12 protein-coding genes are annotated in these 15516 nt (G+C 44.9%); 11 read left to right on the top strand and 1 reads right to left on the bottom strand.

The window, feature by feature from the left end; all coding sequences use genetic code 11:
* Positions 1 to 539 (bottom strand): transposase (locus tag C6P11_RS07045; RefSeq protein ID WP_210114229.1); only part of this gene is annotated, 539 nt, incomplete at its 3' end.
* Between the two features lie 210 nt (positions 540 to 749).
* On the opposite strand from C6P11_RS07045, the gene C6P11_RS07040 reads away from it, so the two are divergent.
* From C6P11_RS07040 to C6P11_RS06990, 11 genes are all read left to right on the top strand, one after another.
* The gene (locus C6P11_RS07040; RefSeq protein ID WP_245299821.1) at positions 750 to 1697 is read left to right on the top strand and encodes an inorganic phosphate transporter; all 948 of its coding nucleotides are present in this window, start codon (positions 750 to 752) and stop codon (positions 1695 to 1697) included.
* 129 nt (positions 1698 to 1826) lie between these two features.
* A complete protein-coding gene (locus C6P11_RS07035; RefSeq protein WP_135519846.1) occupies positions 1827 to 2285 on the top strand; it encodes an arginine repressor in 459 nt (152 codons plus the stop codon).
* 1 nt (position 2286) lies between these two features.
* Positions 2287 to 4395: a transglycosylase domain-containing protein gene (locus C6P11_RS07030; RefSeq protein ID WP_135519844.1), complete on the top strand. Its 2109-nt coding sequence runs from the start codon at positions 2287 to 2289 to the stop codon at positions 4393 to 4395.
* A gap of 54 nt (positions 4396 to 4449) precedes the next feature.
* Positions 4450 to 4794 carry a YlbF family regulator gene (locus tag C6P11_RS07025; RefSeq protein ID WP_135519842.1) on the top strand — a complete coding sequence of 115 codons (345 nt, stop codon included), beginning with the start codon at positions 4450 to 4452 and terminating at the stop codon, positions 4792 to 4794.
* A gap of 309 nt (positions 4795 to 5103) precedes the next feature.
* Positions 5104 to 6297 carry a metallophosphoesterase family protein gene (locus tag C6P11_RS07020; protein WP_135519840.1) on the top strand — a complete coding sequence of 398 codons (1194 nt, stop codon included), beginning with the start codon at positions 5104 to 5106 and terminating at the stop codon, positions 6295 to 6297.
* Positions 6287 to 8614, top strand: a complete 2328-nt coding sequence (locus C6P11_RS07015) for an ATP-binding protein (protein ID WP_135519838.1) — start codon at positions 6287 to 6289, stop codon at positions 8612 to 8614. Before C6P11_RS07020 ends, C6P11_RS07015 begins: the two co-directional genes overlap by 11 nt.
* Positions 8611 to 9561, top strand: coding sequence for a 3'-5' exoribonuclease YhaM family protein (locus tag C6P11_RS07010; protein ID WP_135519836.1), 951 nt, complete (start codon positions 8611 to 8613; stop codon positions 9559 to 9561). Before C6P11_RS07015 ends, C6P11_RS07010 begins: the two co-directional genes overlap by 4 nt.
* Before the next feature lie 200 nt (positions 9562 to 9761).
* On the top strand, positions 9762 to 11303 hold the full coding sequence (gene gntK / locus C6P11_RS07005; protein WP_135519834.1) for a gluconokinase: 1542 nt from the start codon (positions 9762 to 9764) through the stop codon (positions 11301 to 11303).
* A 117-nt stretch (positions 11304 to 11420) separates the two neighbouring features.
* Positions 11421 to 12800 carry a gluconate:H+ symporter gene (locus C6P11_RS07000; RefSeq protein WP_118703926.1) on the top strand — a complete coding sequence of 460 codons (1380 nt, stop codon included), beginning with the start codon at positions 11421 to 11423 and terminating at the stop codon, positions 12798 to 12800.
* Between the two features lie 407 nt (positions 12801 to 13207).
* Positions 13208 to 14710, top strand: coding sequence for a gluconate:H+ symporter (locus C6P11_RS06995; protein WP_135519832.1), 1503 nt, complete (start codon positions 13208 to 13210; stop codon positions 14708 to 14710).
* A gap of 267 nt (positions 14711 to 14977) precedes the next feature.
* On the top strand, positions 14978 to 15516 hold a 539-nt coding region (locus C6P11_RS06990; protein WP_210114206.1), incomplete at its 3' end, for a transposase.

Raw genomic sequence — 15516 nt, 5'->3', positions numbered from 1 at the left:
ACGGTTCCAGTTAAAGCATCGGTCATGATAAGCGGATGGTAACCGACGTTCAAGTAGTGATAATTAAAACCAATTTTTTCTTGATGACCAAAGGTCTCAAAGTAGGTTGAATCCAAATCTAGCACCCGTTCAGTATTGGCTGATCTTTCATCAATTAAAGAGACAATACGACGATTTAATTCTTGTAGCTCATCAATGTCTTCGTTCGTGAGATGTGATAGAAATCTGGAAATAGTTGGTTGAGATGCCATGTTTTGCGCATAAACAAGTCGATGTTCGATATCTTGGGTCAAGTAATCTGCAACGTCGTCGTTGCGATAACCTTCGATAACTTGAATGAGCATTTGCAATAACAATTCTACCTTAGCATAGCGTGGATTTTTGCGATTATCGTTGAATTCAACGTTATTAAAGAGCCTGGAAATTACAGGCGAATTCAGAAAAATACTAAGCAGCACGTTGCCACCATCCGAGGTAATTGGTGCCCCATTGTCTGAAACTGCAACTAAATGGTTGCTAGGTAATACTTTTTGAGTCATAATTTTAGACGCTCCAATTTTTGAGTATTTGGTTTGTTTTCCACTAACAAAATATCATAAAAAAGAGCTCCTATGGTTTTCACCCAACGGGTGAAAGCGCAAAACCCGCTGAAACGGTATTAACTTGCTGTTTCAGCGGTTTTTTGTTTGTCTTGATGAATAATCCGGGTAAAAAATTAAAAGTAAAAATGTATTTCAGGAGAGAAAGACATGGAAGTCTACGTATTAGCAACGGGTGCCTTGAAGGCGAAGACAGCAATCATTATGGCTGCTGTCATGAACTTGATTGGTGCTTTGATGGGAACGTCCGTTGCTGCGGTTATCGCACGTGACATCGTTGATATGACGCTGGTGAGCGCCGAGCAACAATTGTTCTTGGTTATTGCTGCTTTGCTTGGTGCAATTGGTTGGAATTTGATTACTTGGTGGTTCGGGCTACCATCTTCATCAACTCACGCCATTATTGGTGGATTGATGGGAGCTGGTTTGGTCGAACAAATCGCTGGTAACAACGTACACATTAAGTTGGCTAAGGTCGTTGAAAAGGTTATCGATCCGATGGTGTTGTCACCAGTTGTTGGATTCGGACTAGCGCTACTAATCATGGTGATTTTGAACAAGATCATCAAGAAGGCTAACTTGAAGGAAACGGATAAGTACTTCCGCACGGCACAAATTTTCACGTCAGCGTCATTGGCGTTGGGACACGGTTTGCAAGACGCCCAAAAGTCAATGGGATTGATGTTTATGGCGGCTGCCCCAGTTGGATTCTTTGGTATTAAGCCAGGGCAAACGGAAATTCCATTCCAAATTATCTTGATGGCATCTTTGGCCATTTCAGTTGGAACAATGGCCGGTGGACAACGTATCATTCACACGTTAGGAAGCAAGATTACAATTTTGAGCCCACAAAAGGGATTCGTTGCTGAAGCTGTTTCATCAGCAGTGTTGTTCATCTCTGCTTACTTCGTTCACGCACCAATTTCAACGACGCACACGGTTACGTCAGCAATCGCTGGTACGGGTGCTTCTGACGATATTCGCGCCGTGAAGTGGGGCACGTTGAAGAACATTGTGATGGCTTGGATTATTACAGTGCCATCAGCCGGATTGATTGGTTTCATGTTTGAAGAAATCTTCCGTATGCTATTTATGTAATTAAACATGTAGGACGCTACTTGCCAGCAGGCAGGTAGCGTCTTTTTCATTACCGCCCGAACTTAAGGCAGAAAACCGAAAAACCTGTATAATTAAACTTATATATGCAAAAAAGAAGGATTGAAAACCATGGCATTAAAGAAGCAAGAACGCCAAGCGTTGATTTTGGATATTTTGTCACGCGAGGTGATTGATTCACAAGAAGGTTTGATGAACTCGTTACAAGCGGCTGGCGTTGAAGTCACGCAAGCAACCGTTTCACGCGACATCAAGGAAATGCGCATTGTTCGTCGCGCTGACGGATCAGGTCGTCCACGTTATCAAGTGATGTCAGATGCGCCAGTTGTTGATAGCGAACAAGTTCAAAAGGGCTTTGCCGAAACGGCTGTGTCGGTGACGCGCGTTGAATTTATGACGGTCGTGAAGACGACCCAAGGTAACGGAAACCGTTTGGCGGCTTTGATTGACGCGGCAAACTTGTCAGAAGTGATTGCCACGTTGGCTGGCCACAACACGATTTACGTGACTAGCCCATCTGCAGAGGACGCTGAGAAGTTAGCACAACGTTTTACAAATTGGATGCAATAATATGATGACGCGAATGAAAGCATTTTTCGCGTGGATACGACGCAAGTTTGGACCGTTTTGGACACGATTCCAAATTAATCGTTGGATAGGTGTTTTGATTCTGACGGGTATCTTGGTGATTAGTGTTCTCGGAACCTTTGAAGCTAAGACGACCGGCGTGTCAGACCTAAAAACGCGCCTGCAATCATCCACCGAAATATACGATGTAAAAGATAATAAGGCGGGCTCAATTGCCGGTCAAAAGGGGACGTATGTCTCATTTAATAAGATTTCACCGAATGCTGTGAATGCTGTTTTAGCAACTGAGGATCGTAATTTCTATCATGAACCAGGATTCTCAGTGACGGGTATGGCCCGTGGTGCATTGACGACAGTTTGGTACCGTATTCGTGGTATCAATGCGTCAGCTGGTGGCTCGACCATTACGCAACAGTTGGTTAAGAATGCGTTCCTGACGCAAAACCAAACCATCACGCGTAAAATCCGTGAATTGTTCTTAGCAATTCAGGTTGAAAAGGAATACTCAAAGCACAATATCTTGGCGATGTATTTGAATAATGCATATTTCGGTCAAGGTGTCTGGGGAGTTCAAGATGCGTCACTGAAGTATTTCGGGGTTAACGCTTCGGATTTGTCAGTGACACAAGGTGCTATGCTGGCGGGAATGTTGCAGTCACCGAATGGCTATGACCCATTGAATTATCCAAAGAATGCGTTGAATCGTCGTAATCAAGTTTTGCAAAACTTGGTGAATGACAAGAAGTTGAGCCAATCAGAAGCTGATCAATATGCAGCAACTGCCATTGGCGCATCTGATCACAACGTCGATAATTCGAACTATAACTATCCATATTTCTTCGACGCGGTTATTGATGAGGCCATTAACAAATATGGCTTAACCGAATCAGAAATTTTGAACGATGGGTATAAGATTTATACGACGTTGAATCAAACCGACCAACAAAACTTGCAAGACGATTATGAGACTAGCTGGTTGAACCCAATTGGTGGTGATTCACAGGCTGCGTCAGTCGTTATGGATGCGAAAACTGGTGGGGTGCGTGCCGTTGTTGGTGGGCGTGGCGAACACGTCTTCCGTGGCTTCAACCGCGCAACGAGCATGTATCGTTCACCTGGTTCAACGATTAAGCCAATTGTTGATTATGCGCCTTCACTATCACGTGGTTTCTCATATGATTCTGAATTGAAGAATGAGAAGACAAGTTTTGGAACGAATGGTTATTCACCATCAAATTATGCGGATTACACCAGTGAAGATGTCCCAATGTATGTTGCGCTTGAAAACTCATACAACATTCCAGCTGTTTGGTTGCTTGATCAAATGGGCGTCTCTGTTGGATATAACGCAGGAATTAAGGCTGGGTTGCCATTGAAGAAGTCTGACAAGAACTTGGCCATGGGAATCGGTGGTCTACAAAAGGGCGTGACGCCTTTGCAAATGACCCAAGCTTACACAAGTTTTGCCAACGATGGGGTGATGAGTCAAAGTCATTTCATTACGAAGATTGTGGATTCTTCCGGCAAGGTGATTGTCAAAGCGAAGGAAAAGCAAACACGTCTTTGGTCAAAGAAGGTTGCTGATGAGATGACGTCAATGATGATGGGCGTTTACACGAACGGAACTGGTAAAGCAGCTGATCCATACGGTTACACAGTGGCTGGAAAGACTGGAACAACCGAGATAACGGGAAGCAATTCAACGGCAACGAACGCTACGGACTCATGGACAATCGCCTACACACCTGATGTGGTGGTTACAACGTGGACGGGTTACGATTCATCGGCTAACGGTGAATCGATTCCAGTCTCACTTGGTATGACAGCTGGACCGCTGATGAAGACGACTTTGGAGCAAGTGATTCCAAATACTGATCAAACCGCATTCGGCGTTAAGAGTGTGCGTCAAAAGATGAGCACCGTAACGGGCGATAGCGGTAAGAGTAGTGGTAGTTCATCATCAAATGGTTTCTCAAACGCCATTGATGGTATTCAATCAGACATCAAGGATGGTGCAAGCCAAGCCTGGTCAAACGTGAAGGACGGTGCTCATGCGGCATGGTCAGGTATTCAAAGTCTGTTTGGTAATTAGCCCCCAAAGTATGCGATAATGGATATACTAATTTAAAGAAGGATATTAATTAATATGATTAACATTTATGACAACGTAAACGCAGTTGCTGCTGATTTGCGTGAGACGGCACAATACAAGACTTTGCGTGATGCAGTTGAAGCATTGAACGCCGACGCAGCTGCTAAGGATGTGTTCCAACGCTTCCAAGCTGCCCAAATGCAAATCAACCAAGCCATGCAAGCTGGTCAAGAACCAGAAGCTGCGCAAGTTGCAGAATGGCAAGAAATTGCTGGTGAGATGGACAAGCACGATGCTTTGAAGAAGATGATGGAAGCTGAGCAAGCTGTTAACCAATTGTTGATGGAAATCAACAACATCATCACGAAGCCAATCGCTGAATTGTACGGCCAAGACTAATAGCTATGACAAAGGCGTCGCAAATTTTGCGACGCCTTTTCTTGTGGGCAAAAGAAAAGAGCCGAGTAACAAAAAGTTACTCAGCTCAATTCGATAACCAGACTTTTGACATTATCTCCATCGGCTAACGGTCGTACCGTTATTTCCTGGATTTAAGAGTAACATTAGCTATCCAGGAAAGCAACCAATGTCTTAGCTGGCTACGATAATCAGTACTGCTTTTTATTAAGAAACAACGTTAGGTATTTCCTAATATTGACTAATCAGGGATAATAGAAAGCAAAGACTTTAAGAGGAGTGGTGGACCGCATGAAATTTATTCACGCAGCCGATTTGCACTTGGGTAATCCGTTTGTGGGGTTGGCCAATGTACCCGCATGGCTACAAAATAATTTGCAAACGGCCAGCGAAACGGCGTTGGCTCGCTTGGTTGATGACGCCATCGCAGAATCAGTGGACTTCGTTTTGTTGGCTGGTGATTTGTTCGATACGACAACACCTGACACACGCGCGCAATTGACGTTGGTGACGGCTTTGCAACGCTTGGATGAAGCGAACGTTCCAGTCGTGATGGGCTTTGGTAATCATGACTTCGTGCAAGATTGGCATTCCTTACCAGTTTGGCCGGCGAATGTCACAGTTTTGCCAGCTGACATCACGACAACGCAGTTAACGACAACGAATGGTGAGCAAGTTGCTATCACCGGGTTCTCATACACAACGCGTCATATTACTGAAAATATGGCGATTAAGTTCCCGAACAAGCTGCCCGGCGTGGCATTCCACATCGGGATGTACCACGGATCTGTTGGCCAAGATGGCACAGGTGATTATGCGCCGTTCAGCTTAGGCGATATGCAGGCACATCACTATGACTATTGGGCATTAGGGCACATTCACGTACGGCAAACATTGCAAACAGAACCGTTTGTTGGGTATTCAGGTAGCTTGCAAGGACTTAACCGTAACGAAAGTGGCGCTAAGGGTTACTACTTGGTTGAAAATCAGGGGACGCGCTTGGTACCAGAATTTACACCAGTAGCACCGATTGTGTGGACAGCTCATGACATAACATTAACGGGCGACTTGGCTGATGCGGTGGCACAAATCCGTCGTGAACTAGGGACGCCAGAAGAATTTGAATTGGTGTCGCTGACAGTTAAGACAGATGTACCACAATTGTTGTCGATGATTGAAAATGGACAACTACTTGCAGCATTGACGCGTGCATCCCAGTCGAACGATGTGTTCTACGTCTTTGATGTTCGGCTAGATAGCACGCCACTAAAGGCGACATTGCCAGCAGTAGACCAACATTATTGGGATGAGACGGCTGATACGGTGTTTGATTTTGAAACATTGCAACGCTTGGGCTTGAAGCAGGTGACTGACGCATCAATTTTGACGGCATTTTTGTCAGCTGACATGATGGCCGAAATCAAAGAAGCCGTCGAAACAAAATTACGTGTTGCGGAACAAGGAGGCCAGACGGATGTGGATTAAAAATGCAACCATTGTCGGATTTGGTCAATGGCAGCAACAACGTTTTGATTTCGTGGATGCCTTACAAGTTATTCAAGGACTGAATGAAGCGGGTAAGACGACGTTGCATCAATTCTTGTTGGGAATGCTGTTCGGCTTTCCACAAGCCAAGGGGCGTAAGGTCAACACGTACGAACCACTTGAGCAAGGTCCTTATGGTGGGCATCTACAGTTTGAAGTAGATGGCACAACATATGAACTAACCCGTTTGGGACGTACCCAAACCACGACGCGCTTGGTAGCGGTTGACACGCAACAAGAATTTGCGGACCCAGAGGGGATGTTATCGGAGCTGTTGGGACCAGTTGATCGTGACTTGTACCAAGCGGTGTTCAGTTTCGATCAGGATGCGCTGACGCAAATCTTTGCGCTACGTCCTGATGAATTTGCGGAACACTTGCGCTTGCTGGCAACGCCGGGGTCGGAGCAATGGTTAGCAATTGCAAATCAATGGGAGCAAGAGGCGGTGAGCCGATTTGGTGTCACGAAAACAGCTCGTCGCCCGATTAACGAAGCGCTACAAACATTGCAGACAGCGCAAGATAACTTACAAACAGCTATTGCAGCGCGACCATCTTTGCGTGCTTTGTCTGAACAACATCAGGCTGCGCAAGCCCGGTTGGCCATGCTAACTGAACGCCAACGCAATCTATCAACCGATTTGTCATCACAGGCTAAGCAACAACAACTGGTACCAATTTACCAACGTTGGCAACAGCTCACGGCGCAACTTGCAGATGTACCTGAGCCGATTGATACTCGCTTAGCTGATGAGGCCGAGCAGGTGCAACAACAATTGCTGGCGCTAGAAACAGTATCAGTTGAAGCAACTGTTTCTGATGAACAATTAGATGATGCGACCCAAGCGGTTAATGCGTTGGATCAATTGAATCAACAACAACGTGAAGCTGCCCGTCGCCAAGCTGACATTCAAAACCAAACGAGTTTGTTGTTAGCGAAGTACCGTTGGCAAGTCTTTCCACCAGAACTCACGCCATTCCAAGTCAACCAATTACAAGGTGGCCCACAAATTGCCGTATCTGGGCAATATCAGCGCACTGGTATTGGTGCAATTGCATTTGGAATCGTTGCCGGGCTAGGCTTGATTCTTGGCCACCAAGTTTTGCCGGGAATCTTGGCGATTATTCTATTGGGTGCCATCGGGGCATTCCTATTCTTCAAGTTGCCTAAGCGCGTAAACGCATCGACTGATTTACCAGCCGAATATGGTGATATGACACCAGAAATGGTGTTGAATGCCCAACCTGACGTTCGTTTGGGTCACCAAATGGCCCAGCAATTAGCTGATTTGATGGCGGCACAACAGGCGATGATGCCACAACACAAGGCTTTGGAAGAAAAGCTTGCTTGGTTGGGCTATCAATTGTCTGAAAGCGATTATCGTCAAAAGTTGGCTGAGTTACGGGCGAATAACCGCACGGCCGACCAACAAGTGGTGCAAAAAGCGAAACTCCAACAACGTTTGAATGAGCTACTGCAAGTTTTGGGTGTCACATCAGTTGGTGAACTGTTGCAACAACGTGAACTGGCAACACGCACGCAAGCCATGATGCAAGAAGCTGATTTGTTGCGTGAACAACTTGGGGATGCTGATTTGAATGCTTTGGCCACTGCCAGTGAGACGGTTGATGATACTGATCCATCAGCAGTGACGTTACGTTTGCAAGAAGAAGTGAATGAGGTGCAACAAACGTTGGCCCGTTTGGAAGCCCAACAACAACGTTTGATGACGGATACGTCAATTGAAACGCAACAACAGCAAATTGCGGACCAAACGGCGGCTATCACAGCCGATTTGAAGGCTTGTTTTGTGAACCGCTTGGCCAATGAATGGGTTGCTAAAACGTTGGATGCCGCCATCGGTGACCGATTCCCACAATTGATTCACTATGCCGGCGATTTGTTGCAACGCTTAACGCAAGGAAACTATACGCAAATTTCACAAACAAAGACTTTAATTAAAGTAACGCGTCATGATGGTGCAATCTTTAATGTCAGTCAGTTATCGAAGGGTGCAGCGGAACAAGTTTATGTTGCTTTGCGCTTAGCATTCGTGCAAGCAGTCAAGGAAAGCATTCAGTTGCCACTGTTAATTGATGATGCGTTTGTTGATTTTGATCGTGAACGTCGCCAAGCCATGATTGACATGTTGCAAGAAATGGCAGGCAACCAACAACAAGTCTTGTACTTCACGGCACACCAAGTCGCTGCGGACCATGTGTTGGATTTGAATGAACTAAAGGGGGATTCGAAATGACAGAAGCAAAACAACTAAAAGAATATCAAGTTGATGAACGCATGGAGATTTACGTCTTGTTGAAGGAAGTTGATCCGCGTGTGACGCAACAAGGCAAGCGATACTTGGCGGTTTCGGTTGCGGACCGTTCAATGGAAATCCGCGGCATGAAGTGGGATGCAACACAAGAAGAAGCGAACACATTGAAGAATGGCATGGTTGTCTTTATGAAAGCGGTTCGCCAAGTTTATCAAGACAAGCCTCAATTAAAGGTCTTGTCATTGCGTCCAACGCATGCTGGTGAACCACAAGATCCAGCTGACTTTATGAGTGCAGCGCCAATGAAGGCCTCTGAAATGGAAGAAGAAGTCTCAGCGATTTTGTTCCAAATCACGAATGCGACGTGGCAACGTATCGTGCGTCACTTGATTGCTAAGTACCACGACCAGTTCTACAAGTATCCAGCAGCTAAGAGTAATCACCACGCATTTGCGGGGGGCTTGGGCTTTCACACGCTTTCAATTGTGCATTTGGCGCAAGCAGTGGTGAAGCAATATCCTGGTTTGGATGCTAGTTTGCTATACGCTGGTGCTTTGCTCCACGATTTGGGTAAGGTAATCGAATTAACGGGGCCAATCGCCACGCAATATACGACGGCCGGAAACCTGATTGGACATATCGTCTTGATCGATGAGCAAATTGTCTTAGCTGCCAATGAAATGAACATGGATTTATACAGCGAAGAAATGTTGTTGTTGCGTCACACCGTTTTGGCGCACCATGGCTTGATGGAGTACGGTTCACCAGTTCGCCCAGTCGTTAAGGAAGCAAACATTTTGCACCAACTGGATGAATTGGATGCCAATATCCAAAGTTTTGATAATGCATTGGCTGAAACCGAACCAGGTGAATTTTCACAACGTCAATGGGCGTTGGATAACCGCGCGATTTACAAGCCAACAAAATAAACTAAATAGTATGTATAAAGAATGTATGAAGCATAATTGTAACGCTTTTTACATTCTTTTTTTAGTAGAATGTACCAGTACAGGGATAATGAGAAAAACATTTTCGCCGAAAATGTTTGCATTGTGAAAGGTTTTTACATAAAATAGTAAAGTACTATTCAGAAGTAATTAAGATTAGTGAAGATTTGAGAGGTCTTACAATGAAATACTTGATCGGAGTTGACTTGGGGACAACGTCAACTAAGGCTGTTTTGTTTGACACTGAAGGGCATGTTATTGCCAGTGCCAACAAGGGTTACAAGCTTTACCGTGACGAACCAGACATCGCCGAAGAGGACCTAAACGAGATTTGGGAAGCCTTCGTTGATGCTATGACTGAGGTTGTTCGCGGCGCAAACGGCGGCAAGATTTTGGGTGTATCATTCAGTTCTGCAATGCACTCATTGATTGCCTTCGACAAGGATTGGCAACCATTGACACGTGTTATCACTTGGGCTGATACGCGCGCTGTTAAGTACACGGAAGAGTTGAAGTCAACTGGCTTGGGCCAAGAGATTTACAGCAAGACGGGTACACCAATTCACCCAATGGCGCCTTTGTCAAAGATGTTGTGGTTGAAGAACGAAAAGCCGGACATCTACAACAACGCTGCGCACTACTTGGGAATTAAGGAATACTTGTTCAACCGTTTGTTCGGTGCCAACAAGATGGATATTTCAATTGCTTCAGGAACGGGTATGTTCAACATCTTCAACTTGGATTGGGATGAGCAAGCCCTAGAAGTAACTGGTATCAAGAAGGAGCAAATGCCACAACCAGTTGAGCCATACGAGATTGAGCGTGGCATGGTTGCGGAATACGCTGCTGTCATGGGCTTGGATGTCGACACACCATTCGTTTATGGTGCTGGTGATGGTCCTTTGTCAAACTTGGGTGTTAACGCTGTGCAACCTGGTGTTGCCGCTGTGACGATTGGTACGTCAGGTGCCATCCGTGTCGTAACTGACGCACCTAAGATTGATCCAAAGGGACGTACGTTTACGTATGCCTTGGACAAGGATCACTGGGTTGTCGGTGGACCAGTTAACAACGGTGGAGATGTCTTCCGTTGGGCCCGCGACAAGATGTTTGACGCCGAGAAGTCAACGGCTGCCTTGATGGGTGTTGATACGTACGACTTGTTGACGGAAATCGCCTCAAAGATTCCTGCCGGAGCCGATGGTTTGCTATTCCACCCATACTTGGGTGGTGAGCGTGCCCCAATCTGGGATGCCAACGCACGTGGTTCATTCTTCGGATTGACGCACAACCACACGCGTGCCCACATGGTACGTGCCGTGCTAGAAGGTATCATCTTCAACATCTACATGGTTGCTTTGGCCCTTGAAGAAGTTGTTGGTGACTTGAAGTCAGTTCAAGCAACTGGCGGATTTGCTCGTTCAGCTTTGTGGCGTCAAATGACGGCCGACATCTTTGAGCAACCAGTTACGGTGCCAGCGGCCTTCGAGTCAGGTGCTTTGGCCGCAACGGTTATGGCACAAAAGGCTTTGGGAATGGTTGATAGTTTGGATGTTATCGGCGACATGGTCGGTGATTCAAACACGTACGATCCAAACCCAGAAAACTACGAAGCTTATCGTGAGTTGACGCCAATCTTTATTCGTTTGGCACGTCAATTGCAAACGGAGTACGCAAACATTGCGAACTTCCAACGTAAGCACGTAAACAAGGGCGACAAGTAGTCCTGAGCGAAAAGCAGATAAAAAAATAAAATATTGCTCACAGTGTATGACAATTTGCCGGTGCTGTGAGCAATCGTTTTTAATAGATATTTTACCTACTTAAGGAGTAAATAAACGATGGAATTCGTTATGTTGGCAATCTCAATTTTGATTTTGCTTGTTTTGATTGTTAAGTTCAAGTTGAACACGTTCGTATCATTGGTTGTTACGGCATTCATCTTGGCATTGCTATTGGGTATGAACCCAATGGATGTTCCAAACGCTGTTTTGGGTGACCAAGGTATGGGTAATATCTTGGGTTCAAACTCAGTTATCTTCATCTTCGGTGGAATGATCGGTCGATTGGTTGCCGATGCCGGTGGTTCATACCGAATTGCTAAGACGTTGATTAACTGGTTTGGTATCAAGCGTTTGCAATGGGCTGTTTTGATTGCCTCATTCATCATCGGAATCTCAATGATCTTCGGTGTTGGAATGGTGCTTTTGATTCCTATCGTATTCGCGGTTGCCATCGAAGCCGGTGTGCCATTGCTTTACTTGGGTATTTCAATGACGGCTGCCTTGTCATCAGCACAAGGATTCTTGCCTCCACAGCCAGCTCCAACGGCCGTGGCTATGTCATTGGGTGCTAACATTGGTTTGACGTTGATTCTTGGTTTGATTGTGTCAGTTATTACGGCCGTTGTTGCGGGTCCTTTGTTCACGAAGTTGGCTCAAAAGTACGCCCCTGACGCATTCCAATTTAAGACGGAAATCAAGGCTGTTGGTGAAGTTAAGGAATACGAGTTGGACAAGACGCCATCATTCTTCTTGTCAGTTATCACGTCAGTATTCCCATTGATCTTCATGATCATCGCAACGGTTTACAAGATGATCTACACGGGTGGTGTTACGCCAAAGAACCCATCAAACTTCGATAAGGTTGTTGAGTTCTTGGCAACGCCAGCTGTTGCTATGACGATTGCTTTGATCTTTGCCATCTTCTCAATGGGTGTATGGCAAAAGAAGTCAGCACAATCAATCGGTGCATCATTGAACAACGGTATGAGCGCAGTTGCTGGTATCTTGTTGATTGTCGGTGGTGGAGGAGCATGGCGTGGTGTCTTGGTAAACGGTGGTTTGTCAGACAAGGTTGCCTCATTGTTCTCAGCTAACGGTCACATGTCAGCTATCACGGTGATTATCTTCGCCTGGGCTGTTGCTGCCGTATTGCGTATCTCAGTTGGTTCAGCAACGGTTGCCGGTATGACGGCTGCCGGAATCGTATTGTCAATCGTGCAATCACAAAACAACCCAACGTTGTCAGTTTTGGTTGCTTTGGCAATCGGTGCCGGATCATTGATCGCATCACACGTTAACGACGCTGGATTCTGGATTTTCCAAGAATTCTTCGAGTTGTCAATCAAGCAAACGTTCCAAATCTGGACTGTTTTGGAAACGATTATTTCATTGACAGGTATGGTTGTTATCTTGGCAATGGCAATGATTTTGCTATAACAAAATAAACATTCAATTAAGGCTCACATGGCATTTGCTGTGTGAGCCTTTTTTGTGGTTTGGGCTTGGAGTTGGTGTCGCCACCAGTTAATTCAGCAGGACGGAACACCACGCCGGCTCGCCCAAAAACGATTCGTGCGTTAGCACAACATGACTATATTTTTCACAAAATACAAATAACCATAAAACGTTTCAGACGCTTATGTCTCGTATAAAAAGCAAGTCAAAAAATAGGACTTTTTTTATTCTGGTATCCCAACAATGAAATAACGCTGATGAAAAATTTAATGGACTTATTACCCGAAAGCGCTTACAAAAGGTGTACAATATTTAAGTTGACTTATGTAATCGGTTTCATAAGTGGGACGCATTTGAGATATTTTTTAATTGAGAAGGGGTAAGACGAGATGTTTACATTACTCGCTGGCCTAACTACTGATCCTAAGACAGGATTATTCCAATGGATGACAAACGGCTTTAACGTTTGGCCATTCTTGATTTTGGTAGTTGGTATTGCATTGTTGCTATTTTTGATTTTGAAGGCAAAGATTAACACATTCGTTGCGTTGATCATTACTTCAATTTTGGTCGCCTTGGGCTTGGGAATGAACCCATCCGGAATCGCTGATGCCTTAAAGAATGGTATCGGTGGTACGATGGGTGAGTTGGTCATTGTCTTTGGGTTTGGATCAATGATCGGTCGCTTGGTTTCGGATGCTGGTGGATCATACCGCATCGCCTCAACTTTGATTAACAAGTTTGGTAAGTCAAAGTTGCAATGGGCGGTTGCTGGTGCATCATTCATCATCGGAATTTCATTGCTATTTGAAGTTGGTTTGGTTGTTTTGATTCCTATCGTCTTCACAATCGCTTTGGAAGCCGGTGTGTCATTGCTTTACTTGGGAATCCCAATGGCCGCTGCCTTGTCAGCTGCGCAAGGATTCTTGCCACCACAGCCATCACCAACTGCAGTTACGAACGCATTGGGTGCTAACATCGGTGTCGTATTGATGTACGGTATCATCGTTGCCATCGTCGCAATGTTGGTTGCTGGACCTTTGTTTACACGTTTGATTCAAAAGGTTGAGCCAAAGGCATTTAAGATTACTAAGAAGCTTGATGCTATTGGTGAAGTTAAGACCTTTAAGTTGGAAGACACACCATCATTTGGTTTGTCACTTGTTACGTCATTGATGCCTGTGTTCTTCATGTTGATTTCAACGATTTACACGTTGGCTCACAACGGCGGAAAGCAAGTTTACAGTGGTATGGTTGGTGATGCAGCCTGGAAGGCTTTGACGCCTGCTGCACAACACGGTTACTTGACTGACCCAACGGTGCTTGATCGTATCATCGCCATGCTTGGTAACCCAGTTATCGCCATGGTTATCGCAATGGCCTTTGCTATCTGGTCAATGGGACCAAAGCAAGGACGTACGATGGGTGAAGTTGGTTCATCAATGTCAGAAGCTTTGAAGTCAATCGCTAACTTGTTGATGGTTATCGGTGGTGGAGCTGCCTTTAAGGGTATCTTGACTGCTGGTGGTATCTCAACTGCCATTGCTTCAGCATTCTCACACACGTCATTGTCACCAATCATCTTTGCATGGTTGATTGCCGTTATCTTGCGTGTCTCAGTTGGATCAGCTACGGTTGCTGGTTTGACGACTGCCGGAATCGTCGCACCATTGGTTGCTAACCAAATGGCTGTTAACCCAGCCTTCGTGGTATTGGCAATCGGTGCCGGTTCATTGGCTGCTTCACACGTTAACGATGCCGGATTCTGGATGTTCAAGGAATTCTTTGACTTGGATGTGCCACAAACGTTGAAGATTTGGACAGTGATTGAAACAATTATTTCAGTTGTTGGATTGATTGTTATCTTGATTTTGTCAGCATTGTTCTCATAAAATTTCACTTACTTCTGACGTCAATTCATAAAAAAGCGCAAACTTTAATCGAAGTTTGCGCTTTTTTATTTGTAAATATAAACATATTAAATATTTCACCCGGATTATTCATCAAGACAAACAAAAAACCGCTGAAACAGCAAGTTAATACCGTTTCAGCGGGTTTTGCGCTTTCACCCGTTGGGTGAAAACCATAGGAGCTCTTTTTTATGATATTTTGTTAGTGGAAAACAAACCAAATACTCAAAAATTGGAGCGTCTAAAATTATGACTCAAAAAGTATTACCTAGCAACCATTTAGTTGCAGTTTCAGACAATGGGGCACCAATTACCTCGGATGGCGGCAACGTGCTGCTTAGTATTTTTCTGAATTCGCCTGTAATTTCCAGGCTCTTTAATAACGTTGAATTCAACGATAATCGCAAAAATCCACGCTATGCTAAGGTAGAATTGTTATTGCAAATGCTCATTCAAGTTATCGAAGGTTATCGCAACGACGACGTTGCAGATTACTTGACCCAAGATATCGAACATCGACTTGTTTATGCGCAAAACATGGCATCTCAACCAACTATTTCCAGATTTCTATCACATCTCACGAACGAAGACATTGATGAGCTACAAGAATTAAATCGTCGTATTGTCTCTTTAATTGATGAAAGATCAGCCAATACTGAACTGGTGCTAGATTTGGATTCAACCTACTTTGAGACCTTTGGTCATCAAGAAAAAATTGGTTTTAATTATCACTACTTGAACGTCGGTTACCATCCGCTTATCATGACCGATGCTTTAACTGGAACCGT

This window comes from Weissella confusa (genome assembly GCF_004766315.1).
GTDB lineage: Bacteria > Bacillota > Bacilli > Lactobacillales > Lactobacillaceae > Weissella > Weissella confusa_A.
The sequence above is the reverse complement of the archived record's forward strand: the minus strand, read 5'-3'. Positions and strand labels throughout refer to the sequence as shown.